Genomic DNA, 23160 nt, shown 5'->3' on the forward strand with positions numbered 1-23160 from the left:
GCCCAAGGACCGTCAAAGCCGCCATGCCCATCGTATTCGACGACACGCAGGAAATGCTGCGCGACAGCGCCCTCGCCTTCCTGAAGGACAACGCCCCGATTTCCGCGCTGCGCACGCTGCGCGACACGCATGACCCCGTTGGATTCTCCCGGGATCTCTGGCGCCAGGCCGCCGAATTGGGATTCACCGGCGTGCTGATCGACGAAGCCTATGGAGGCAGTGGCCTCGGCGTGGTCGAGGCTGGCGTCATCGCCGAAGCTATCGGGGCCACGCTTGCGCCGGTGCCGTTCCTTTCCACCTCGGTGCTTGGCGCCTCACTGCTGGGGCTGTTCGGCAGCGACACGCAGCGAAGCGCGCTGCTGCCGGAGATGGCGTCGGGCCGCCACCTGACGGCGCTCGCGCTGGACGAGGGGAGCAAACACCGGCCAGAGCGCATCACCCTGCTGGCGCGACGCCATGGCGACGGGTACATGCTCGACGGCAGCAAGGTGTTCGTCGTCGACGGCCATGTGGCCGACACGTTGATCGTCGCGGCGAAAGACGCGCAGGCAGGGCCCGATGGCGACATCTCGCTGTTCCTGGTGCCGCGCGACAACGCCGGCGTCCGCGTCGAACGTTGCGTGATCGCCGATGCCACCAATGCGGCACGCGTCACCTTCGACGGCGCCCGAATTCCGGCCTATGCGCTGCTGGGCCGCGCCGGCAACGGCGCCGCGATGCTCGACAAGGTGCTCGACATCGCCCGCGCGGTGCTGTCGTCCGAACTGGTTGGTATTGCAGACGCCACGTTCGCGCGCACGCTCGCCTACCTGAAGGAGCGCAGCCAGTTCGGCAAGCAGATCGGCGAGTTCCAGGCCCTGCAGCATCGTGCCGCACATCTGTTCGCGGAGATCGAACTCGCGCGTGCCGTGGTGCTGCAATGTCAGCAGCGGCTGGATGCCGGCCGCTCGGATGGGCCGGAGCCGCTGGCTTGCGTGGCCAAGGCCAAGGCCGGCACCACTGCCACCCTGGCAGTGCAGGAAGGCGTGCAGATGCACGGCGGTATCGGCATGACCGACGAACTGGACATCGGGTTCTACATGAAGCGGGCACGCACAGCCCAGGAATGGTTGGGCGACGCCAACTGGCAGCTCAACCGCTGGGCAGGGATGCGCGGCTACTGACCTGGCCAGCCCCCCGCCACGACGCTGGCGGGGCACGACGCAACACCGAGGCGAAAGCGATCGCGCGGATGTCGGCATACGCCCATGCCGGCCGATCGCTCACAAGGAGGCAACATGTCTGTGGTATCGACTGTACGCGCCACCCCGGGAACGACATCGGCAGCAACATCGCCACCCGGAATCCAGCCAGCATCGCTCAGGGGCCTGCCATGAGCGCCTACTTCGTGCGTCGCCTGCTGGCACTGATACCGACGCTGCTCTTCGCCAGCATCATCGTGTTCACCATCGTGCGCCTGGTGCCGGGCGACGTGGTCGATCTCATGCTGAGTCAGAACGACATCAGCGCCGATGCCCTCACCCGCGAGCAACTGGTCCACGCGCTCGGGCTCGACCGTCCTATCTGGGATCAATACCTGCGCTGGGTCACCAATATCGTGCTGCACGGTGATCTGGGGCAGTCCCTGTGGCAAAGCGAGCCGGTACTGAAAATGGTGATGGCCCGAATCCCGGCTACCTTCTCGCTAGGTGTGCTGGCCCTGTTCGTGGCACTGACGGTGGCACTGCCCATCGGCATCGTGTCGGCCACCCGCCAGGACAGCGCCGTCGACTACGTGGCACGGTCGTTCTCCATCCTGATGCTGGCCGTCCCCAGCTTCTGGCTCGGCACGATGGTGATCGTGTTCCCGTCAGTGTGGTGGGGATGGTCTCCCGACGTGCGCTACATCCCCTTTCTCGAAGACCCGGTGCAGCACGTGAAACAGATGCTGGTGCCAGCCATCGTGCTGGGCATGGCGCTGTCCGCCATCACGATGCGGATGACACGCACCATGATGCTGGAGGTACTGCGGCAGGACTATATCCGCACAGCCTGGGCCAAGGGACTGAATGAACGACAGGTCATCTTCCGCCATGCGCTGCGCAACGCACTGATTCCGGTGGTGACGCTCATCGGGTTGCAGGCACCGCTGCTGATCGGTGGCGCCGTCGTCATCGAACAGATCTTTGCGGTACCGGGCATGGGCCTGTTGCTGCTCGATGCCGTGCACCAGCGGGACTATCCGGTCATCACTGGCGTCTTTCTCGTGGTCGGCGTGGCGGTGATGCTGATCAACCTGCTCGTAGACCTGAGCTACGGCCTGTTCGACCCCAAAGTGAGGCACCACTGATGGCACACCCCTCCGTCGATCCACGCGCCGTGTCCCCTTCGCTCGTTACCGCCCAGGCGCCTCCCGCCTCGCGCAGGCGCGCCCGGTTTCCGATGATGCGCCGACTGTTCCGCGACAAGCCGCTCGGCGCGGCTGGTGCCGTGATCTGCGCGATCTTCTTGTTCTGCGGCATCTTTGCCGGCTGGCTGGCGCCATACGGTGTCAACGAAATCAACATGATGGCGCGGCTGCAACCGCCGTCATGGGCGCATCTCTTCGGCACCGACAACCTTGGCCGTGACATCTTCTCCCGCTGCCTGTATGGCGCGCAGCTGTCGGTGGTGATCGGCCTGTCGGCGGCCACGCTGGCCACGCTGGTTTCCCTCGTGCTTGGCATCCTGTGCGGCTATCTGGGCGGCAAGCTGGACCTGGTGGTGCAGCGGATGGTCGACGCCTGGATGAGTTTTCCGGACCTCATCATCCTGATCGTCGTGGTCTCGGTGCTGGGCCCGGGCAGTTGGCAGATCGTCTGCACGCTGGGTCTGCTGCTTGGTATCGGCGGCTCCAGAATCGTGCGCGGGGCCGTGGTATCGGTGCGCGAGAACATGTACGTGCACGCGGCGCAATCAATCGGCGCCTCCACCAGCCGCATCCTGTGGCGACACATCCTGCCCAACGTGCTGCCGCCGGTGATCGTCCTGTTCACGACCCGTGTCGGCACCGCGATCCTGGCGGAGTCTGGACTGTCATTCCTGGGCCTCGGCGTGCCGCCGCCCGCTCCCACCTGGGGCGGCATGCTGTCGGGCGACGGGCGCACCTTCATGTTCCAGGGGCCGTGGCTCGCGCTTGCGCCAGGCATCTGCCTGACGGTGGTGGTCTACGCCATCAATGTCTATGGCGATGCCATGCGTGACCTGCTCGACCCACGGCTACGCGGCGGCCGCTGAAACGCGCCCGCCAACACCGGCCGGCAATGTGGCCCGGCGAATCACGACTCTTCAGACCCTGTAAGGAGCAAGAGATGGTGCCCATGATCAAGGCGAATGTCGGCAGGACGAACTGGCCACTGATGGCGGCAAAGGCCGTGGCGGCCGCAGCGGCGGCATTGGCCTGCGGCATCGCGGCCGCGCAGGCGGATGCGCCAAAGTACGGCGGCACGCTTGAGGTCGGATCGGTCTACCCCACCATCTCGGCGTTGTCCTGGGATCTGGCGGACTGGAACTGGAAGCAGAACTACGACACCGGTCAGGTCTATGAACAACTGTTTGCCGCGGATCTCTCCAAGTCGCGTCGCAACGGCGGAAAGTACGCCTTCCAGGCCGATGCCTGGCTGCCGCCGGACGCGATCCGGGGCGAGCTGGCCGAAAGCTGGAAGTGGACCGACCCGCTGACGCTCGAGGTCAAGCTGCGCAAGAACGTCCGCTTCCCCGCGAAGCCGGGCGTGATGGAAGAACGGGAGCTGACGTCGGAGGATGTGCTGTTCAGCTACGGCCGCATGAACGCAAGCGCCAAGAAGATCCCCAACTACTACGACTACCTGACCAAGGTCGAAGCGCCGGACAAGTACACCGTCATCTTCCGCTTCAAGGAATTCAATGCCGAGTGGGACTATCGCTTCGGCTGGGGCTACTACTCCGGCATCATGCCCAAAGAGGTAGCCACCGCCGGGGCCGCGAACTGGAAGAACGTCACCGGCACAGGCCCGTTCACGCTGAACCAGTTCACGCAGGGCAACTCCACCACCTATGTGAAGAACGCGCAGTACTGGGACACGGACAAGATCGGCGGCAAGGACTACAAGCTGCCGTTCGTCGACAAGATGGTGCTGCGCACCGTCAAGGATGAGGCCACGCGCAATACCATGCTGCGCACCGGCAAGCTCGATGTGCTGGAACTGGTGCGCTGGACTGCCGTGGACGAGCTCAAGAAGAGCGCGCCGCAGCTTAAATGGTCGAAGTGGCTCTCGTACACCGGCCAGTACCTGGCGCTGCGCGTCGATACCAAGCCGTTCAACGACATCCGCGTGCGCCGCGCTCTCAATATGGCGGTCAACAAGCAGGAGATCGTCAAGCAGTACTACGGCGGCAACGCGGAGCTTTTCGCCTACCCGCAGCATCCCGACTACGGTGGCTACTTCGAGCCGCTGAGCACAATGCCGGATTCGGTGAAAGAGCTGTTCACCTACAACCCCGAGAAGGCGAAGAAACTGCTGGCGGAGGCCGGCTACCCGAAGGGCTTCAAGTTCAAGGTTCAGGTGTGCGCCTGCAACCAGGACCACATGGAGATGCTGCCGCTGATCGGCGCTTACCTGGAACAGGTGGGCGTGAAGATCGAGATCCAGCCGATGGAGTACGGCGCGTACCTGTCCGCGATGACCACGAAGACCAATGCGCCGGGCTACATGATGGCGAATGGCCATACGAATCCGACCACCACGTTGCGCAAGAGCTTCGTGGCCGGACAGGTGTGGAACGCCTCGCAATGGAATGATCCGGCCTTCACAGCCCGCGTCGACCAGGCCTTCCAGATCCGCGACGAAGGCAAGCGCCAGGAGGCGATCCGCGACATGACGCGCGACATCGTCGCGCAAGCGCCCTACATCTGGCTGCCGACGCCCTACGTATTCACCGCCTGGTGGCCGTGGGTCAAGAACTACGACGGCGAACTGCGCGCCGGCGCCGTGCGTAGCGGCCCGATCTACGCGCGCGCATGGATCGATCAGGAGATGAAGAAGAAGCTTGGCTTCTGATCCGCCGCAAACCCGCCCCTCCAACCACCTGAGCGTAACCATGACAGAGCCCATTCTGCAGGTGAGAGACCTGACCACGCGCTTTCGTACCGACCGAGGCGTGGTCACCGCCGTGGACCGGGTCTCCTTCGACGTGAACGCGGGGGAGACCCTCGCGATCGTCGGAGAATCGGGATCGGGAAAGAGCGTGACCGCGTTGTCGATTCTCGGCCTGATTCCGCAACCGCCGGGCGAGATTGCGTCCGGCGAGATCCGGTTCGAAGGCAAGGATCTGCTCCGTCTCAAGCCCGCCGAGATGCGCGCCATCCGGGGGAACCGGATTGCGATGATCTTTCAGGAGCCGATGTCGTCGATGAACCCGGCGCTTACGGTTGGCAAGCAGATCGCGGAGCCCATTCGCATCCACGAGCACCGCCCCTGGCGCGATGCCTATGATGAGGCCGTCGCGCTACTGGCCCAGGTGCAGATCCCCGAGCCGCGCAGCCGCGTGCAGGCATATCCGCATCAATTCTCGGGCGGGATGCGGCAGCGCGCGATGATCGCGATGGCATTGGCCTGCAAGCCGAAGCTGATCATCGCCGACGAGCCGACCACCGCACTAGACGTCACCGTGCAGGCGCAGATCCTGGACCTGCTGAAGACGCTCGCGCAACAGTCCGGTACGGCGCTGATCCTGATCACGCATGACCTGGGTGTGGTGGCGCGATACGCGGACCGTGTCGCGGTGATGTACGGCGGCCGCCTGGTGGAGATGGCCTCGGCGGAAGCGCTTTACCGCCACCCTGCCCACCCGTACACGCGCGGGTTGATCGCTTGTGTGCCCCGTCTGGATGGCGACACCAGCCAGCCGCTGGTGCCGATCGACGGCCAGCCACCAGATCTGACCGCGCTCGGGCAGGGCTGCGCGTTCCGCCCGCGCTGCAAGCTGGCCAACGAGACATGCGATCAGGCGCCGCCCCCACTGCGCGAGATCTCCCATCAACACCTCAACGCCTGCTTCCTCCATGACGCATACTGAAACGCCACTTGCGGCGTGCCCCTCGCAGAGCGTCGCGCCCCCAAGCCGCCCCGGCAGCGCACGTCCAGACCTTGCGGGTCCCGCGGCTTCGCAGTCCCCGGTCGCTCCGGCCGTGGATCCGATTCTTCGCGTCGAAAACCTGAAGGTGCACTTTCCGGTCACGCAAGGCGTGCTGTTCAAACGCCAGGTTGGCACCGTGAAGGCTGTCGACGGCGTCTCGTTCACGCTCAATCGCGGCGAGACGCTAGGGCTGGTCGGCGAAAGCGGCTGCGGCAAATCCACTACCGGTCTGGCCATCATGAAGATGCTGCCCGCCAGTGACGGCCGCATCCTGTTCGATGGCGAGGACCTGGCTGGCTTCAAGGGTCAGCGGCAGAAGCAGTTCCGGCGCACCGTGCAGATGGTCTATCAGGACCCGTTCGCATCGCTGAATCCGCGCATGAAGGTCCGTGACCTGATTGCGGAACCGCTCGAGGTACACGGCATGGCCGGCGACCGGCAAGCCGTGCAGACGCGCGTGAGCGAGTTGCTGGACATGGTGGGCCTGCTGCCCTATATGGCGGACCGCTACCCCCACGAGTTCTCCGGCGGCCAGCGTCAGCGCATCGGCATCGCGCGCGCGTTGGCGCTGGAGCCGAGCCTGATTGTCTGCGATGAACCCGTGTCGGCCCTGGACGTCTCGATCCAGGCGCAGGTGGTCAACGTGTTCATGGAGTTGCAGCGCACGCTCGGTCTGTCCTACCTGTTCATCGCGCACGACCTGGCGGTGGTACGGCATATCAGCGATCGCGTAGCCGTGATGTACCTCGGCCGCATCGTGGAGATCGCCACGCGCCGTCAGCTCTACGCCTCTCCGCTGCATCCGTACACCCGGGCGCTGTTGTCGGCCGTGCCAGTCGCCGATGTGGAGACCGAGCGACAGCGCCAGCGAATCGTACTGAAAGGCGAAGTGCCGAGCCCGATGAATCCGCCCTCAGGCTGCCGCTTCCACACACGCTGCCCGATGGCGATGCCGCAATGCCACAGCGACGACCCGCCGTTGCGCGACCGAGGCGACGGGCAGATGGTTGCCTGTCACCTGGCCGAGTAAGTGGGAGGTGGGTGGGGTGGTGGGTGGGCTGTCGGGTGATTGGCCCGCATGGCCGGGCTTCAGCGTAACAACCCCACCATCATCGGGCGCACGAACAGGTCAGCGGCATTGTCGGCGTCGGCATCGCGCACCCAGCGGCGGAGTTCCACGGCCGCATTGATCATGCCATGCACTTGCAGCGCGGCAATCGCCTGGTCCAGTGGGCGCACCGAGCCGTCCTGCATCCCTTGCACCAGGAGGCGGACGAAACGGGTGGACAGTCGCGCCATGTCACGCATCTTCGCGATCCGCATCTCCTCTGGCAAGGCGCCATAGATCGTCAGCCGCAGCAGAGGTCCCTGGCTGGAGAACTGGTAATGCACCAGCGCGCGCGATACCGCGCAGAGCTTGTCCCATCCCGTGCCGGGCAGGTCGTCGACCAGCGTCTGGGTGTTCCGGATCACCGTGGACATGCGGTCGAAGCACGCCGAAATCAGGTCGTCCTTGTTCTCGTTATGGTGATAGAACGCGCCCTTGGTCAGGTTCAGCCTTGCGGAGATCCGGTCCGCAGACGCCCCACGGTATCCCTGCTCGTTCAGCAGTTCCGTGGCGGCTCTCAGGAAGGCCTGTTGAGTCGTCTCCGGCTGCGCAAGCGCCGGGAGCAGCGCCGTCACGTCGCACTCTGTCTGCCACGCCGACTTTGGCCCCGCGATGCCATTGAGGACGATGTCCGCCAGCGTCTGCGCGACCTTTGGGTAGTCATCGGTTTCATATCGGTCGATCCAGCCGGCAGCTCCGCTGGTCAGCGACCACAGCAGGTGCGCGCGCGCACCCAGCGCGCTGCGCTGGGAGGGATCGCTGGGCAAGGCGTCGCACAGCAACCCACGGACGCGCCGGAACATGTCGTTGAAGGCGGCGAAGGCAACCTCCACATGGCTCTCGGGCAACGCGCGAATCTCGCGCAGGCTCATCAGTTCGGGCTTCTCGCCGACTGCCGTCCGCGCCAGTCGTGCCACGAACAGCGTGATGAAGGCCCGGGCGCGCTCGCTGGGGCTACCCGCTTGCGCCGCCTCATCGACGAGACCGCACGTCTCCGCGATGGCGCGCATCAGGCAGGCCAGGACCAGATCCTCTTTTTTTCGGTAGTAGTACGTGATGCTGTTGGTGCTGAGCCCCACCTGTTGCCCGACGTCGGCCAGGGTCGTGCCGCGCACCCCCTTGCGATTGAACAGTGCCGCAGCAGTATCGAGAATGACTTCGCGCTTTTCGACGTAACGGCGGGTCTGCCGAGCTTCCGATTGGTCCGTGAGCATGAGCGGTTGGGCACGCAGGGGGCGCGGGCCTGCAGGTTGGGTGCTGCGGATTATATGTGAGCGACTCGCGGGCGAAGAGCGGTTCCGCGCCGGTCGAGGATCGGCACATACCTTCTGGTTATCGAACACATGGTATGTGCGCTCTTGATTGATAGCATTAAGTTTTCTGATACGCGATGTATTTTTAGAAATCGTGGTTTGCAGGAAGCCAGCGGTGCTGCTACGCTTGCCGAGCCACATCCGACCCCGACGTCAAGGCGTCGCCCGCATCGCGCGGCGCCTTGCCCCACACCCATCACGACCTCCCGTGCAGAGAGACTTCTCATGAGCGACATTGTCAACTACGAACTTCGCGGCCCGGTTGCCGTGCTTTCGATGAACAAGGGGCCGGTCAACGGTCTTGGCGCGGCACTGCGCACGGCCATCGCCGATGCGATGGATCGGGCCAACGCAGACCCGGCCGTGCAGGCCATCGTGCTGACCGGCACACCCCGCGCGTTCTCGGCCGGTGCCGACATCACCGAATTCGGAACGCCCAACGCCTCGCGCGAACCCAATCTGCGTGTCGTGATCGACCAGATCGAGGGCGGCGCCAAGCCGGTGGTCGCCGCAATCGCCGGGCAGTGCCTGGGCGGTGGACTGGAACTGGCCCTGGGTTGCCACTTTCGCGTCGCGCTGCCGGACGCCCAACTGGGCCTTCCGGAGGTCAAGATTGGCCTGCTGCCCGGTGGCGGCGGCACGCAGCGCATGCCTCGCCTGATTGGCCTGGAGCAGGCCGTCAACATGGTGACGCTCGGCAACCCGGCTCCGGCCAAGAGTTTCGCGGGCACGCCGCTGATCGACCGCGTGGCCGATGGTGACGTGGTTGCCTCCGCGGTGGCATTCGCCCAGGAGCTCATCGCAGCGAAGACGCCGCCGCGCCGCACCCGCGCACTGAGCGTCAGCCACCCGCAAGGCGAGTCCTTCCTGCAGTTCGCCCGCAACAGCGTGGCGCAGCAAGCCAAGGGACAGATCGCACCGATGAAGGCGCTGGAAGCCGTGGCCGCGTCGTTGACCAAGTCTTTCGACGAAGGAATGCGCGTGGAGCGGGAAGGCTTCATGAGCCTGATGGCCTCGCCGGAGTCGCGCGCGCTGCGGCATATCTTCAAGGCGGAGCATGCCGCATCGAAGATCGCCGATCTGCCGGCCGGCACGCCGCTGCGCGAGATCAGGAAGGTTGGCGTGATCGGCGCCGGCACCATGGGCGGCGGCATCACGATGAACTTCCTCAACGCCGGGATTCCCGTCGTACTGCTGGAGATGAAGCAGGAAGCGCTGGACAAGGGTCTGGCAACCATCCGCCGCAACTACGAAAACTCGATGAAGAAGGGCAAGCTCAAGCCCGAGCAGCTCGAGCAGCGCATGGCACTGATCACCGGCACGCTGAGCTATTCGGACCTGTCCGATGTGGACCTGGTCATCGAGGCCGTGTTCGAGAACATGGACGTCAAGAAGACCGTGTTCGAAACGCTGGACAAGACATGCAAGGCCGGTGCCATCCTGGCGTCGAACACGTCGTACCTGAATCTCGACCGCATCGCTTCGTTCACCAAGCGGCCGACCGACGTGATCGGCCTGCACTTCTTCAGCCCGGCCAACGTGATGCGCCTGCTGGAAATCGTGCGCGGCGCGCAGACCGCGCCCGACGTGCTGGCCACCTGCATGGCGCTGGCGAAGAAAATCAAGAAGATCGCCGTGGTCTCCGGTGTGTGCGACGGCTTTATCGGCAATCGCATGCTGGCACGCTACGGCGCCGCCGCCGGCGCCTTGATCAACGCCGGCGCGCTGCCGCAGCAAATCGACGGGGCGCTGCAAAAGTTTGGCATGGCCATGGGCCCATATCGCATGGGTGACCTGGCGGGCCTGGACATCGGCTATGCCACGCGCAAGCGCAAAGCTGCCGAGGCCGGCGTGCCGCTTCGTCCGTCGGTGGCCGACAAGCTGGCCGAGGCCGGCCGCCTGGGCCAGAAGACCGGCGCCGGCTGGTATCGCTACGAAGCCGGCAATCGTGACCCGATCCCGGACCCGGCCACCGAAGCCCTGATCGCCGAATTCCGCAGCGCCCAGGGCATCACGCCGCGCGCCATCAGCGATGAAGAGGTGGTGGAACGCTGCATCTTCGCCCTCGTCAACGAAGGCGCGCGCATTCTGGAGGAAGGCATCGCCGCACGCGCCTCCGATCTGGACGTGGTCTATCTCAACGGCTACGGCTTCCCCCGACTGCGCGGCGGCCCGATGCTGTACGCCGACATGGTGGGCCTGCCCAACGTCGTGCGGAGCCTGCGCCGCTTCGCCGCCGAACCGGGCGCCGACCCGGCCTGGCAGCCTGCGCCGCTGCTGGTGCGACTGGCCGAGGCAGGCAAGAGCTTCGATTGATCCGGCCGATTTGGGTCGATCCGGTCGATCCGGCGCGATAGGCAGCATTGAGTGCCGAAGCGGAGGGTAACCCCCCTCCCGCTTCGGCGCCCGGCATTAGCTTATGAAAAAGAAATTCTTCTAACGGGAACGGCCCGGGTATACCCTCCCATTCTTTCATTGCCTGACCCCGAACATGCCGTCGATTGTGTCTGTTTCGTCTCTTCAACGCCTGCTGGCCGGCATCGCCCTGGCTGCCGCGCTGGTGCCGGCCGCCCAGGCCCAGAATCCCCAGAGCCCGGTCCTTGATCGCATTCGCGACACTGGAACGATCACGCTTGGCTACCGCGAATCCGCGCTGCCGTTCTCGTTCGGCGACGACAAGGGACAGCCGGCCGGCTATGCCGTCGACCTCTGCCTGCGCGTGGCCGAAGCCGCCAAGGAGAAGCTCGGGCTCAAGACCATCAAGGTACGTTGGCTGCCGCTGACGCCGCAGAACCGGGTCCCGGCCGTGGTTAACGGTCTGGTCGATCTCGACTGCGCTCCGAATACCAATACGCTGGAGCGCCAGAAGCAGGTGGCGTTCAGCGTGTCGCACTATGTGTCGACCGTCCGCATGCTCGTGCGCGCCGACTCGGGTATCAAGTCGTTCGATGACCTGCGTGGCAAGACCGTGGTGACCAGCGCTGGCTCCACCGGTGACCGCCATGTGCGCCGCCTGAAGGCCGAGTACGGCTACCGCGACGTCTACGCGAAGGACCACGGCGAATCGTTCCTGCTGCTGGAAACCGGCCGCGCGCAAGCGTTCGTGATGGATGACGTGCTGCTGGCCGGCCTGCGCGCGAAGTCCAAGGATCCGTCGCAGTATGTGATCGTCGGCCCGGCGCTGTCGGTCGAACAGAACGCGCTGATGCTGTCGAAAGCCGATCCGGAATGGAAGCGTCTGGTCGACCAGACGTTGGCCAAGACCTTCGCCAGCCCGGACGTCGCAGCCATGCAGAAGCGCTGGTTCCAGCAGCCGATCGGCACGCGCGGTACCAACCTGGCGCTGGCCCCGTCGACGGAAGTCCTGCAGGCGTGGAAGCACCCTTCCGACGTTGTGACGGAATAAGCGCTTTCCGGGGGGCTCCCCCCGGAAAACCCCTGAGTTGACGGCCCAACCGGCCTTGGACACACTGGCTTGAGCGCGTCTTTACCTCCCGGTAACCCGTGCATCGAGCGAAATAACGCGAACCGCCGGAAAGCGGCATCACTCAGGAGAATTCCATGAACAAGCTTATCGCCACCGCTATCGCGCTGGGTCTGGCCACTGCCTCCGTGGCTGCCGTCGCGCAAGACAAGAAGCAGTTCGACCCGTACTCGCAAGGCGCGAAGGCCGGGCAGAAGTTCGATACCTATAGCGAGGGCGCCAAGTCAGGGGACAAGTTCGACCCGTATTCGCAGGGCGCGAACAAGAGCACGCGTGCCGACCTGACCGATCAGTCGACCCAGTCGACCGACACGACCAAGAAATCGAGCAAGAGCAGCAAGAAGGCGACCAAGAAGCCGACAGCCTCGAACAACTGAGCACCCCGCGCACGGGCCCGAATCGGGTCCGCGCAAGTAAAAAGCCTCGCAGATGCGAGGCTTTTTTTGTGCCATTCGGCGACCGTTCAGCGGCGCACGGCGAAGCAGGACGGAACGACCTGCTTCGCGCCGCGCGCGCCTTACTTGCGCTTGAGCTGGGAGATATCGCGCACCGCGCCGCGATCCGCCGAAGTAGCGAGCGCAGCGTATGCCTGCAATGCCTGGGACACTACGCGCACACGATCCACCGGCTCCCACGCCTTGTCACCGCGCGCCTCCATGGCTTCGCGACGGCGCGCCAGGGTTTCGTCCGACACCGCCAGGTGCATCTTGCGCTGCGGAATGTCGATCTCGATGAGATCGCCGTCCTCCACCAGGCCGATCGTGCCGCCCTCGGCGGCTTCCGGCGAGGCATGTCCGATGACCAGCCCGGACGAGCCACCGGAGAACCGACCGTCGGTAAACAGCGCGCAGGTCTTGCCCAGGCCCTTCGACTTCAGGTACGACGTGGGATAGAGCATTTCCTGCATGCCCGGGCCACCCTTGGGACCTTCGTAGCGAATCACGACAACGTCACCAGCCACGACCTTGTCGCCCAGAATGGCGTCGACGGCTTCGTCCTGGCTTTCGAAGACACGGGCGCGCCCGGAGAAGACCCATTGCGATTCGTCCACGCCTGCGGTCTTGACGATGCAGCCCTTCTCCGCGAGGTTCCCGTAGAGCACGGCGAGACCGCCGTCCTTCGAATACGCGTTCTGCTTGTTCCGGATGCAGCCGGTCTTTCGGTCGGTATCCAGTGACCCGAAGGTGGCCGCCTGGCTGAACGCGACGGTCGTCGGAATGCCGCCCGGCGCCGCGCGGAAGAACTTCTGCGCGTCCTCGCCTGCGCCGCCGACGACATCCCACTGGGAAATGGCATTGCCAAGCGTGCCGCTATGCACGTTGCCGCACGACAGATCCAGCAGTTCGGCGCGCGCCAGCTCGCCGAGAATGCCGAGGATGCCGCCCGCGCGATGCACGTCTTCGATGTGGTACTTGTCGGTGGCCGGTGCGGCCTTGCACAGACACGGCACCTTGCGCGAGATGCGATCGATGTCGGACATCGTGAAATCGACACCGGCTTCCTGGGCTGCCGCCAGCAGGTGCAGCACGGTATTGGTCGAACCGCCCATGGCCACGTCCAGCGCCATGGCATTCTCGAATGCCGACTTGGTGGCGATGTTGCGCGGCAGGACCGATGCGTCCTCTTCCTGGTAGTAGCGGCGGCACAGGTCCACGACCAGGCGGCCCGCGTGTTCGAACAGGCCCTTGCGCCATGCATGGGTGGCAACGATCGTGCCGTTGCCCGGCAACGCCAGACCAATCGCCTCGGTCAGGCAATTCATCGAGTTCGCCGTGAACATCCCCGAGCAGGAACCGCATGTCGGGCAGGCGCTGCGTTCCACTTCGGCCACTTCTGCGTCGCTGACCTTCGGGTCCGCGGCCTTGATCATGGCGTCGATCAGGTCGATCTTGGCGATCACCTGGCCGTCCGTTGGGGACTTGACCTTGCCGGCCTCCATCGGGCCGCCGGAGACGAACACCACGGGAATGTTCAGCCGCATCGCGGCCATCAGCATGCCCGGGGTGATCTTGTCGCAATTGGAAATACAGACCATGGCGTCGGCGCAATGTGCGTTGACCATGTATTCCACCGAGTCAGCGATCAGCTCGCGCGAGGGCAGCGAATAGAGCATGCCGCCGTGGCCCATGGCGATCCCATCGTCCACCGCGATCGTGTTGAATTCCTTGGCCACGCCGCCGGCCGCTTCGATCTCCTTCGCAACCAGCGCGCCGAGGTCGCGCAAATGGACATGGCCCGGCACGAACTGGGTAAACGAGTTCACCACGGCGATGATGGGCTTGCCGAAATCGCCATCCTTCATCCCGGTGGCGCGCCACAAGGCGCGGGCACCCGCCATGTTCCGGCCGTGCGTCGAAGTTCGTGATCGGTACTCAGGCATCTCTTTCCTCGGATCTTGCAGTTGTGGGGTGTGTAATTGGACACAGGCCAGCCAAGGCGCCGGTATGCGGCCGCCGGGCAAGCCATGACCGCCAGCCGCACATTGGCGCATGGCGGAAAGGCGAAATAATGCGGGAGCACCGGTGAGACGTCCAATATATTTTTTTGCCACAACAAGGTCGAAAAAAATATCAATGGACGAGCGTCCAGTCAGGCCGGACTTGGGTGGCAGGCAGATAAGACGTCGCCGCCATCGAGGACGGCGAGCATTGCCCGTGCAATCAGTCAGTCGTCACGGAAGCGCCCGCGACCGTTTCAATGACCGTGTCGATGTCAGTGGGAGTCCTCATCCCCGGTCAGTTCCAGCGCCGTGACATTGACCTTCTGCACCTTGTTGTTCTGGCGGATCTCCGTGCGCAGCACGAACGCCTCGGCCGGGCAGTACCAGTCGGTCACGTGCAGGACGCTCGGTTCGAGTTGCAGCAGTTCGTCGCCAATCATCAACGGCCCGAGCGACGTGCGCTTCTCATAGGTAATCGGCATGCATTCCTTGCGGCCGAGCACCGTGTCGATCATCTGTTTGCGGCCCACGTGGCGCGAGCCAACGATGATCGAGGCGTGCTGCGCCTGCATGGTGCCGACCATGTCGTCGGACCCGAGCGGGTAGATCTTGAGGTCGACGGCGGACTGGAAGGTCTCGCCTTCCAGCGTCGTGTTCTCGCGAATCGTCATGCCCGCGTAGTTGAAGACCCCGCTGCCTGTAAACGATGCCCCGCCGAACATCCGGGCGTATCGGGCCTGGGCATTGATCGTGGCGTTCCGGCTGTCGATCCGGGTACGGGTGGAGTTTCGGTCGATATTGATCTCGTGGACCTGATCCATCACCACCGGCGGCCCCATGAGGGCGGAAAGCGCCGACTTCGACCTGACTTCGAGCTGGGCACTACAGCCCCGCGCGGTGCGCATGACGTCACGCAGCGTCATTGTGATGGACATCGGCATGGTGCCATCGCCTTCCATCTGAACGCGGGCGCCGGACCGGAACCAGGGCGCGTCGCAGAGCTGGGGACCGACGGGCGCCGCCTCGGCGGCGGATGCGCCATCGGTCACGGGTGCGGCCACCGGCTCGGCCGAATCCGCCAGTGCATTACCAAGCACTCCTAACAGCAAGATCGATAGCAAGGCCGATTTCATCGAGGTCACCCGGGTTCGAGCGTCGGCATCCTCCCGCACAACCGGCCGACGAGTCATGAGTATTGCGCGAAATGCCCTTGAAAGAAATGGCCGGACTCATGTCTGATACATGGCCGATCCGGCCGAAACCACGACCCCGGTGTGCTGTCGTGCTACCATTGCGCGCCCGTGCCCCTCGCGGCCGGGCCCAGGCGATGCCGGGCGCTCGGGAGCCCGATCGGTATTGCCGGTTCCTGGGGCTTATTCAAAGCCTGTTGTCCACCAAGTCGGGTCTTGTCGCGTTGTGGGGAGTTCGCCACACGCCGGCCGTCGTATCGCGTCCGGCTTCCGGCCATTTCAGGAGATTTATGCGTAGTTCCTCGCCCTCGCGTCACGACGGGCTGCCCCCGGGCATGATCGCCCCAGTGGTGCTGGTCGTCATCGCGGTATTGCTGGTCTGGTTCGGCACGCTCGATGCCCGCCACCTGCTACGCCCGGACGAGGGCCGATACGCAGAAATCTCGCGCGAAATGTTCGCCACGGGCGACTGGGTGACGATTCGCTATAACGCACTCAAGTACTTCGAGAAGCCCCCCTTCCATATGTGGGTGACGACGATCGGCTACGAGCTGTTCGGCGTCGGAGACTGGCAAGCCCGGCTCGCCGTGGCGCTGTCCGGACTTGTTGGTCTCGTGGTCACCATGATGGCCGTAATCCGTTGGTATGGCGCGCGTGCCGGGCTGCTGGCCGGGCTGGCGTTGCTGGCCATGCCGATGTGGAGCGTCACCGGCCATTTCAATTCGCTGGACATGACCCTCTCGGGTGCGCTGGCGTGCGTGCTGGCCTTCATGCTGCTGGCCCAGCACCCCGATGCGTCGCCGGCGGCCCGCCGTGGCTGGATGTTGGCCTGCTGGGCGGCCATGGGCGTGGCGATCCTGACCAAGGGGCTGGTGGGCATCGCACTGCCCGGCCTGGTGCTGGTGGTCTACACCCTCGTGACACGCAACCTTGCCCTGTGGGGCCGCCTGCACCTGGTGAGCGGCATCGTCGCCATGCTCGTGGTCACCGTGCCCTGGTTCTGGCTGATTTCCTCGCGCAACCCCGAGTTTCCGCATTTCTTCTTTATTCATGAGCACTGGGACCGCTATACCTCGACCGTGCATTCGCGCAAGGGATCGATCTGGTATTTCGTACCGCTGCTGCTGGCCGGGACGCTGCCCTGGCTGGGCCTGACCCCGCGCATGTGGACCGCGGTGCGCGAACGCGCTGGCGCGGTGCGCGGCGTGGGCGCCAAGCCGTTCCAGCCCGCCCTGCTGGCATTCATCTGGTTCGCGGCGATCTTCGTGTTCTTCAGCCTGTCCGGCTCGAAGCTGCCCGGCTATATCGTGCCGGTGTTCCCGGCGCTGGCCATCCTGGTCGCCGTGGCGCTGGAACAGATCAACGAACGGTCGTGGCTGCGGCAGATCAATGCGGTCACGGTGCTGTCGGTGGCCGGCATCATCGCTTCGCCGTTCGTCGCCACGCTCGGCAACGAGACCAACCCCAATGCCGTGTTCCGCGTCTTCGCCATCTACGTTGGCGTGGCGTTTGCCGTACTTCTGGTTGGAATGGTGCTGGCGCGCCGCCTGCTGCGCGCCTATGGTCTGCTGCCAAGCATCACCGCGTTCTCGCTCGCCTTCTTCCTGACCTGCACCATTGCCCTCATGGGCCATGAAGTGATGGGTCGCCGGGCATCGGGCGTCGACCTGGTGCCGGCCATCAAGGCCGTGCTCAAGGACGACATGCCGCTCTATGGCGTGGGTGTTCTGGATCACACGCTGCCGTTCTACCTGGGCCACACGCTGGTCATGGTGGCGGCCCCGGACGAACTCGAATTCGGCACCCAGCAGGAGCCGGACAAGTGGATTCCCACCATGGACGGCTTCCTCGCCAAGTGGCGTGACGGCCAGCCGGCCCTCGGCATCATGTCTCCGGACACCTACGATAGTCTGGCGGCCAGCCACCTGCCGATGTACGTGGTGGCCCGCGACGTGCGCCGCGTGGTAGTCAGCAATTTCCCGCCGCCGGCCGCGCCGGCACCGTCGCCCAAGGACTCCAGAACCGCGCCATGACGCTATCGACCTTCGCCTTCATCTTTACCGGCGTGCTGCTCAACGCCTGCGCGCAGCTTCTGCTCAAGGCCGGTGTCAACGCCGTGGGCGCGATCACGATCGATCGCGCCACGCTGTTCACCACGGCTTTCCGCGTGCTGACCCAATGGCCAGTCATCGGCGGCCTGACCCTGTACGTGGTAAGCGTGGCGGTCTGGATCGTCGGCCTGTCCCGCGTGGACGTGTCGATTGCCTACCCGATGCTCTCGCTCGGCTACGTGGTCAACGCCCTGGCGGCGTGGTGGCTGTTTGGTGAGATGATTGGCCCCTTGCGCGTCGCCGGCATCCTGCTGATACTGGCTGGCGTTTTCCTGATTGCCCGCTCCTGACGATCATGACTGCTTCCGCTCCGCAGGATTTCCTGCCGTTCGTCCGCCCAAATATTGACGATGCCACCATTGCCGAAGTCGGCAAGGTGCTGGCATCCGGCTGGATCACGTCCGGACCCAAGGTGCAGGCGTTCGAGGCCACGCTGTCCGATCTGTTCGGCGGCCGCCCCGTGCGAACGTTCTCCAACGGCTCGGCAACGATGGAAATCGCGCTGCGCATCGCCGACATCGGCCCCGGCGACGAAGTCATCACCACGCCGATCACCTGGGTCGCCACGGCGAACGTGGTCCTGACGGTCGGCGCCCGACCGGTCTTCGTCGATATCGATCCGCGCACGCGCAATATCGACCTGGATGCCGTAGAGGCCGCCATCACGCCGCGTACGCGAGCCATCATTCCGGTCTACCTGTCCGGTCTGCCGGTCGACATGGACCGCCTCTACGCCATCGCGAAGCGCCATAACCTGCGTGTGATCGAAGATGCCGCGCAGGCCATCGACTCGCGCTGGCGCGGCCAGCGCATCGGCGCATTTGGCGATCTGGTCAGTTTCAGCTTCCAGGCCAACAAGAACATCACCACGATCGAGGGCGGCTGCCTCGTCATGAACTCGCCGGAGGAAGCGCAGCGCGCGGAGCGCCTGCGGCTGCAAGGCGTGATCCGCACCGGCATGGACGGCATGGACGTCGAGGAGCCGGGCGGCAAGTTCAACCTGACCGACGTCAACGCTGCCATTGGGCTGGCCCAGCTCCAGCATCTGGACGCGATCACCGCACGCCGCGCCGAACTGGCCGAGACCTATTTCCGCTGCGCAGCCAATGCCGGACTGGCCGATCTCGGTATCGAACTGCCGCTGCCGCGCGACCCCGACGTGGCTACCACCAATTGGCACATGTTCCAGGTGGTGCTGCCGACCGACCGCCTGCGTGGTGGCGCCGCTGAAGCGCGCAAGCACGTCATGGAATCGATGCGCGAGTCCGGCATCGGCACTGGCGTGCATTACCCACCGGTTCACCTGTTTACTTACTTCCGCTCCCTGGGCTGGCGCGAAGGCATGCTGCCGCATGCCGAGCGCATTGGCCGCGGCATCGTCACGCTGCCGATGTTCCCCGCCATGCAGACAGCCGACGTGGAGCGGGTTTGCGCAACTCTAAGCGAAACATGCAAACGCCTCTCTCTCTAAGCTCCGTCGAGGTCTCGGTCGTCATCCCCGTCTACAACGAGGAGGGTGGCCTGCAGGCGCTGTTCGACCGCGTCTATCCGGCGCTGGACAGCCTGGGCGAATCCTACGAGATCATCTTCGTCAATGACGGCAGCGCCGACCGCTCGCCGCAGATGCTGGCCGCGCAGTTCCACAAGCGCCCGGACGTGACCCGGGTCATCTTGTTCAACGGCAATTTCGGTCAGCACATGGCCATCCTGGCCGGCTTCGAGCACACGCGCGGACGCATCGTGATCACGCTCGACGCCGACCTGCAGAACCCGCCCGAGGAAATCCCCCGGCTGGTGGCCGAGATGCGCAAGGGCCATGACTACGTCGGCACGATTCGCCGCCAGCGTAACGACTCCGCGTTCCGCCGCTACGCGTCGCGCGCGATGAACCGCCTGCGCGAGAAGATCACGAAGATCAAGATGACGGACCAGGGCTGCATGTTGCGCGCCTATGATCGCAACGTCATCGACACGATCAATGCGTGCCGCGAAGTCAACACGTTCATTCCCGCGCTGGCCTACACGTTCTCGTCGAACCCGGTGGAAATCGAAGTCGGCCACGAGCAGCGCCACGCTGGCGAGTCCAAGTATTCGCTCTACCAACTGATCCGCCTGAACTTCGACCTGGTCACCGGCTTCTCGATCGTGCCGCTGCAATGGTTCTCGGCGATTGGCACGGTGCTGTCGATCTCCTCGGCCGGCCTGTTCGTGATCCTGCTGATTCGCCGCTTCCTGCTCGGCTCTGAAGTGCAGGGTGTGTTCACGCTGTTCGCACTCAACTTCTTCCTGGTCGGCATCATGCTGTTCGGCATCGGCCTGCTGGGTGAGTACGTCGGCCGGATCTATCAGGAAGTGCGCGACCGCCCGCGCTACCGCATCCAGGCGGTGCTCGAGCGTGACCCCCGTGACCCGAAGACCGACAACACAGCGGAGGCCTCGTGCGCGCAGTAGTCTTTGCCTACCATAACGTCGGCGACCGCTGCCTGCGCGTGCTGCATGCGCGCGGCGTGGACGTGGCGCTGGTCGTCACGCACCGCGACCGACCCGACGAGAACATCTGGTTCGGCCGCGTGGCCGACACGGCTGCCGAACTGAACCTGTCGTTCATCTATGGCGAGGACCCGACCGACCCGGCATTGGCCGAAGCCGTTCGCGCCGCGAAGCCCGATGTCATCTTCTCGTTCTACTACCGGTCGATGATCCCGGCTGACCTGCTAGCCGTGGCGCCGCAGGGCGCCTTCAACATGCATGGTTCGCTGCTGCCGAAGTACCGCGGTCGCGTCCCGGTGAACTGGGCCGTGCTGCGCGGCGAGGAAGAGACCGGCGCCACGCTGCACGCGATGGAAGCCAAGCCCGACGCTGGCTATATCGTCGACCAGACGTCAGTGCCAATCCTGCCGGACGACACGGCCGGCGAGGTCTTCGAGAAGGTCACCGTCGCCGCCGAGCAAACGCTGTGGCGCGCGCTGCCCGCCATGATGGCCGGGCAGACACCCAAGCGGCCCAATGTGCTCTCCGAGGGCAGCTATTTCTCGGGACGCAAACCCGAGGACGGCCGTATCGATTTCAGCCAACCGGCAGCAGCGGTCTACAATTTGATCCGCGCAGTCGCGCCGCCCTACCCGGGCGCATTCACCGACATTGGCGGCCGCCGCTTCATCGTCGCGCAGGCACGCCGCCTCGAACCGTCAAGCGTGCCGGCGGGTCTGCAGCCTGGCCTGCATGTCGTGGATGGCCGTATCGTGGCGGTCGGCGGAGACGGCGGAGCCATCCGCGTGACGCAGTTGCTCGAAGGTCCGAACGCCGACAACGCGAGCCCGGTATCTGTACAAGTATTCCAAAACATCATTACTGCGAAGTCCTAAGAGGAAAACCGATGAAAAAGGTCCTGATTCTTGGCGTCAACGGCTTCATCGGCCACCATTTGACGCGCCGCATCCTGGAAACGACGCAATGGGAGGTCTACGGCATGGATATGTCGTCGGACCGCCTGGGCGATCTGGTGAACCACCCGCGCATGCACTTCTTCGAGGGTGACATCACCATCAACAAGGAGTGGATCGAGTACAACATCCGCAAGTGCGATGTGGTGCTGCCGCTGGTGGCCATCGCCACGCCGGCCACGTACGTGCGCGAGCCGCTGCGCGTGTTCGAACTGGACTTCGAGGCCAACCTGCCGATCGTGCGCGCCGCGGTGAAGTACGGCAAGCACCTGGTGTTCCCGTCGACCTCGGAGGTGTACGGCATGTGCGCCGACGAAGAGTTCGACCCGGAAGCCTCGCCGCTGATCTACGGCCCGATCAACAAGCCGCGCTGGATCTACGCCTGCTCCAAGCAGCTGATGGACCGCGTGATCCACGCCTACGGGATGCAGGAAGGGCTGAACTACACGCTGTTCCGTCCGTTCAACTGGATCGGCGCGGGGCTGGACTCGATTTTCGAATCGAAGGAAGGTTCGTCGCGGGTGGTCACGCAGTTCCTGGGCCATATCGTGCGTGGCGAGCCGATCAAGCTGGTGGACGGTGGCGCGCAGCAGCGTGCGTTCGCCGATATTTCGGACGGCATCTCGGCGCTGATGCGCATCATCGAGAACAAGGACGGGGTGGCCAACGGCAAGATCTTCAACATCGGCAACCCGGGCAACATCCACTCGGTGCGCGAGCTGGCCGAGATGATGCTGAAGATGGCGGCCGAGTATCCGGAGTACGCCGAGGAAGCGCGCAAGACGAAGATCGTTGAGACGTCGTCGGGCGACTTCTACGGCAAGGGCTACCAGGACGTGCAGCACCGCGTGCCGAAGATCGACAACACGATCGCGGAACTGGGCTGGAAGCCGGAGGTGTCGATGGAGCAGGCGCTGCGCCGGATCTTCGAGGCGTATCGCGACAAGGTGGTCGAGGCACGCACGCTGGTCGACGCCGACAACTGATCGCTTCATGGCACGCATTGCGCTCAAGGTAGACGTGGACACGCTGCGCGGCACGCGCGAAGGCGTGCCCGCGCTGCTGTCCATGCTGTCCGCCGTCGAGGCGGAAGCCACGTTCCTGTTCAGCCTCGGCCCGGATCACACGGGCTGGGCGCTGCGCCGGGTGTTCCGTCCCGGTTTCCTGAAGAAGGTCTCGCGGACTTCCGTGGTGTCGAACTACGGCCTGCGCACGCTGATGTACGGCGTGCTGCTGCCGGGGCCCGACATCGGCCGCAAGGGCGCCGCCGAAATGCGTGCGGCCGCGGCAGCGGGCCACGAGTGCGGCATCCACACCTGGGACCACGTCTACTGGCAGGACAACGTGCGCCAGCGCGATGCGGCCTGGACGCGCCGACAAATGCAGCAATCGTTCGAGCGCTTCACCGATATCTTCGGCGCCGCCCCGACGACGCATGGTGCGGCCGGCTGGCAGATGAACAACGAGGCGTTTCGCCAGATCGACGACTGGGGCATGGTCTACGCGTCCGATGGACGCGGGACGGCGCCCTACATCCCGACGGTCGATGGCAAGGCCTGCCGCCACGTGCAGATGCCGACCACGCTGCCGACGCTCGACGAGCTGATCGGCTTGGACGACCTGACCGAAGACAATGTGCACGAGGCCGTGCTCAAGCTGACCGAGGGCGACGGCGACCACATTTTCACGCTCCATACGGAGCTGGAAGGTGGCAAGCTGGCGCCGGTATTCAAGCGACTGCTGTCAGGCTGGCGCGCGCAAGGTCACCAGCTCGTGTCGATGGCAACGTATTACCAGCACATCGATCGCAGCGATCTGCCACAGATGCCCGTGACCTGGGGTGAAATCCCGGGCCGAAGCGGCGAACTGATTATTCAGCCCTGATTTTTTGCGCTCCCCATACCGGGGAGTGCAATCCTCGACACTGCCACAGGCC

The 23160-nt window shown here is 64.7% G+C and carries 19 protein-coding genes; 16 read left to right on the forward strand and 3 right to left on the reverse strand.

Annotation, left to right across the window (positions count from 1 at the left end):
• The first annotated feature begins 23 nt into the window (after positions 1-23).
• The 6 genes from K6G35_RS26630 (at position 24) to K6G35_RS26655 (ending at position 7165) form a co-directional block, all read left to right on the forward strand.
• Positions 24-1163 carry an acyl-CoA dehydrogenase family protein gene (locus K6G35_RS26630; protein ID WP_495676612.1) on the forward strand — a complete coding sequence of 380 codons (1140 nt, stop codon included), beginning with the start codon at positions 24-26 and terminating at the stop codon, positions 1161-1163.
• A gap of 209 nt (positions 1164-1372) precedes the next feature.
• Positions 1373-2329: an ABC transporter permease gene (locus K6G35_RS26635; RefSeq protein ID WP_008648520.1), complete on the forward strand. Its 957-nt coding sequence runs from the start codon at positions 1373-1375 to the stop codon at positions 2327-2329.
• Positions 2329-3255, forward strand: coding sequence for an ABC transporter permease (locus tag K6G35_RS26640; RefSeq protein WP_040011139.1), 927 nt, complete (start codon positions 2329-2331; stop codon positions 3253-3255). The genes K6G35_RS26635 and K6G35_RS26640 overlap by 1 nt, the downstream gene beginning before the upstream one ends.
• A gap of 74 nt (positions 3256-3329) precedes the next feature.
• Positions 3330-5057: an ABC transporter substrate-binding protein gene (locus K6G35_RS26645; protein ID WP_495676613.1), complete on the forward strand. Its 1728-nt coding sequence runs from the start codon at positions 3330-3332 to the stop codon at positions 5055-5057.
• Between the two features lie 40 nt (positions 5058-5097).
• Complete coding sequence (locus K6G35_RS26650) at positions 5098-6075, forward strand: ABC transporter ATP-binding protein (protein ID WP_495676614.1); 978 nt, start codon at positions 5098-5100, stop codon at positions 6073-6075.
• A gap of 112 nt (positions 6076-6187) precedes the next feature.
• Positions 6188-7165 carry an ABC transporter ATP-binding protein gene (locus tag K6G35_RS26655; protein WP_035883536.1) on the forward strand — a complete coding sequence of 326 codons (978 nt, stop codon included), beginning with the start codon at positions 6188-6190 and terminating at the stop codon, positions 7163-7165.
• Between the two features lie 59 nt (positions 7166-7224).
• On the opposite strand, the gene K6G35_RS26660 is transcribed toward K6G35_RS26655, so the two are convergent.
• Complete coding sequence (locus K6G35_RS26660; protein ID WP_035883535.1) at positions 7225-8457, reverse strand: TetR/AcrR family transcriptional regulator; 1233 nt, start codon at positions 8455-8457, stop codon at positions 7225-7227.
• A gap of 324 nt (positions 8458-8781) precedes the next feature.
• Here K6G35_RS26660 and K6G35_RS26665 point away from each other — a divergent pair, with 324 nt between their 5' ends.
• The 3 genes from K6G35_RS26665 to K6G35_RS26675 all read left to right on the forward strand — a co-directional run bounded on the left by K6G35_RS26665 (position 8782) and on the right by K6G35_RS26675 (position 12417).
• Entirely contained in the window at positions 8782-10872 is a 2091-nt protein-coding gene (locus tag K6G35_RS26665) for a 3-hydroxyacyl-CoA dehydrogenase NAD-binding domain-containing protein (protein ID WP_495676615.1), read from the forward strand.
• A gap of 175 nt (positions 10873-11047) precedes the next feature.
• Positions 11048-11962 carry an amino acid ABC transporter substrate-binding protein gene (locus tag K6G35_RS26670; RefSeq protein ID WP_495676616.1) on the forward strand — a complete coding sequence of 305 codons (915 nt, stop codon included), beginning with the start codon at positions 11048-11050 and terminating at the stop codon, positions 11960-11962.
• Between the two features lie 155 nt (positions 11963-12117).
• The gene (locus K6G35_RS26675) at positions 12118-12417 is read left to right on the forward strand and encodes a hypothetical protein (RefSeq protein WP_008648536.1); all 300 of its coding nucleotides are present in this window, start codon (positions 12118-12120) and stop codon (positions 12415-12417) included.
• Between the two features lie 140 nt (positions 12418-12557).
• Here the strand turns inward: K6G35_RS26675 and ilvD are convergent, their stop codons facing one another.
• Both ilvD and K6G35_RS26685 read right to left on the reverse strand, forming a co-directional pair.
• Positions 12558-14420, reverse strand: a complete 1863-nt coding sequence (gene ilvD, locus K6G35_RS26680; protein WP_495676617.1) for a dihydroxy-acid dehydratase — start codon at positions 14418-14420, stop codon at positions 12558-12560.
• Positions 14421-14752: 332 nt separating this feature from the next.
• Entirely contained in the window at positions 14753-15613 is an 861-nt protein-coding gene (locus K6G35_RS26685; RefSeq protein WP_495676618.1) for a hypothetical protein, read from the reverse strand.
• Positions 15614-15960: 347 nt separating this feature from the next.
• Here K6G35_RS26685 and K6G35_RS26690 point away from each other — a divergent pair, with 347 nt between their 5' ends.
• The 7 genes from K6G35_RS26690 to K6G35_RS26720 are packed head-to-tail and all read left to right on the forward strand — an operon-like array spanning position 15961 to position 23108.
• Positions 15961-17703, forward strand: coding sequence for an ArnT family glycosyltransferase (locus tag K6G35_RS26690; protein WP_017513430.1), 1743 nt, complete (start codon positions 15961-15963; stop codon positions 17701-17703).
• Positions 17700-18071, forward strand: coding sequence for a DMT family transporter (locus K6G35_RS26695; protein ID WP_008648542.1), 372 nt, complete (start codon positions 17700-17702; stop codon positions 18069-18071). The genes K6G35_RS26690 and K6G35_RS26695 overlap by 4 nt, the downstream gene beginning before the upstream one ends.
• 5 nt (positions 18072-18076) lie before the next feature.
• Entirely contained in the window at positions 18077-19252 is a 1176-nt protein-coding gene (locus K6G35_RS26700; RefSeq protein WP_008648543.1) for a DegT/DnrJ/EryC1/StrS family aminotransferase, read from the forward strand.
• Positions 19231-20232, forward strand: coding sequence for a glycosyltransferase (locus K6G35_RS26705; protein WP_008648544.1), 1002 nt, complete (start codon positions 19231-19233; stop codon positions 20230-20232). The genes K6G35_RS26700 and K6G35_RS26705 overlap by 22 nt, the downstream gene beginning before the upstream one ends.
• Positions 20220-21146: a formyltransferase gene (locus K6G35_RS26710; RefSeq protein WP_495676619.1), complete on the forward strand. Its 927-nt coding sequence runs from the start codon at positions 20220-20222 to the stop codon at positions 21144-21146. Before K6G35_RS26705 ends, K6G35_RS26710 begins: the two co-directional genes overlap by 13 nt.
• 11 nt (positions 21147-21157) lie before the next feature.
• Positions 21158-22210, forward strand: a complete 1053-nt coding sequence (locus K6G35_RS26715; RefSeq protein ID WP_186426604.1) for a bifunctional UDP-4-keto-pentose/UDP-xylose synthase — start codon at positions 21158-21160, stop codon at positions 22208-22210.
• 7 nt (positions 22211-22217) lie between these two features.
• A complete protein-coding gene (locus tag K6G35_RS26720) occupies positions 22218-23108 on the forward strand; it encodes a polysaccharide deacetylase family protein (RefSeq protein ID WP_286881760.1) in 891 nt (296 codons plus the stop codon).
• Positions 23109-23160: the final 52 nt, after the last annotated feature.

The sequence above is a fragment of the Cupriavidus sp. HY129 genome, assembly GCF_059492215.1.

Excerpts from the sequence above, each read along its gene's own strand:
- K6G35_RS26645 (WP_495676613.1), top strand. The coding sequence starts at position 3,330 with ATGGTGCCCATGATCAAGGCGAATGTCGGCAGGACGAACTGGCCACTG.
- K6G35_RS26635 (WP_008648520.1), top strand. The coding sequence starts at position 1,373 with ATGAGCGCCTACTTCGTGCGTCGCCTGCTGGCACTGATACCGACGCTG.
- K6G35_RS26665 (WP_495676615.1), top strand. The coding sequence starts at position 8,782 with ATGAGCGACATTGTCAACTACGAACTTCGCGGCCCGGTTGCCGTGCTT.
- K6G35_RS26700 (WP_008648543.1), top strand. The coding sequence starts at position 18,077 with ATGACTGCTTCCGCTCCGCAGGATTTCCTGCCGTTCGTCCGCCCAAAT.
- K6G35_RS26705 (WP_008648544.1), top strand. The coding sequence starts at position 19,231 with ATGCAAACGCCTCTCTCTCTAAGCTCCGTCGAGGTCTCGGTCGTCATC.
- K6G35_RS26660 (WP_035883535.1), bottom strand. The coding sequence starts at position 8,457 with ATGCTCACGGACCAATCGGAAGCTCGGCAGACCCGCCGTTACGTCGAA.
- K6G35_RS26685 (WP_495676618.1), bottom strand. The coding sequence starts at position 15,613 with ATGAAATCGGCCTTGCTATCGATCTTGCTGTTAGGAGTGCTTGGTAAT.
- K6G35_RS26630 (WP_495676612.1), top strand. The coding sequence starts at position 24 with ATGCCCATCGTATTCGACGACACGCAGGAAATGCTGCGCGACAGCGCC.
- K6G35_RS26640 (WP_040011139.1), top strand. The coding sequence starts at position 2,329 with ATGGCACACCCCTCCGTCGATCCACGCGCCGTGTCCCCTTCGCTCGTT.
- K6G35_RS26675 (WP_008648536.1), top strand. The coding sequence starts at position 12,118 with ATGAACAAGCTTATCGCCACCGCTATCGCGCTGGGTCTGGCCACTGCC.
- K6G35_RS26670 (WP_495676616.1), top strand. The coding sequence starts at position 11,048 with ATGCCGTCGATTGTGTCTGTTTCGTCTCTTCAACGCCTGCTGGCCGGC.
- K6G35_RS26695 (WP_008648542.1), top strand. The coding sequence starts at position 17,700 with ATGACGCTATCGACCTTCGCCTTCATCTTTACCGGCGTGCTGCTCAAC.
- K6G35_RS26720 (WP_286881760.1), top strand. The coding sequence starts at position 22,218 with ATGGCACGCATTGCGCTCAAGGTAGACGTGGACACGCTGCGCGGCACG.
- ilvD (WP_495676617.1), bottom strand. The coding sequence starts at position 14,420 with ATGCCTGAGTACCGATCACGAACTTCGACGCACGGCCGGAACATGGCG.
- K6G35_RS26715 (WP_186426604.1), top strand. The coding sequence starts at position 21,158 with ATGAAAAAGGTCCTGATTCTTGGCGTCAACGGCTTCATCGGCCACCAT.
- K6G35_RS26690 (WP_017513430.1), top strand. The coding sequence starts at position 15,961 with ATGCGTAGTTCCTCGCCCTCGCGTCACGACGGGCTGCCCCCGGGCATG.
- K6G35_RS26650 (WP_495676614.1), top strand. The coding sequence starts at position 5,098 with ATGACAGAGCCCATTCTGCAGGTGAGAGACCTGACCACGCGCTTTCGT.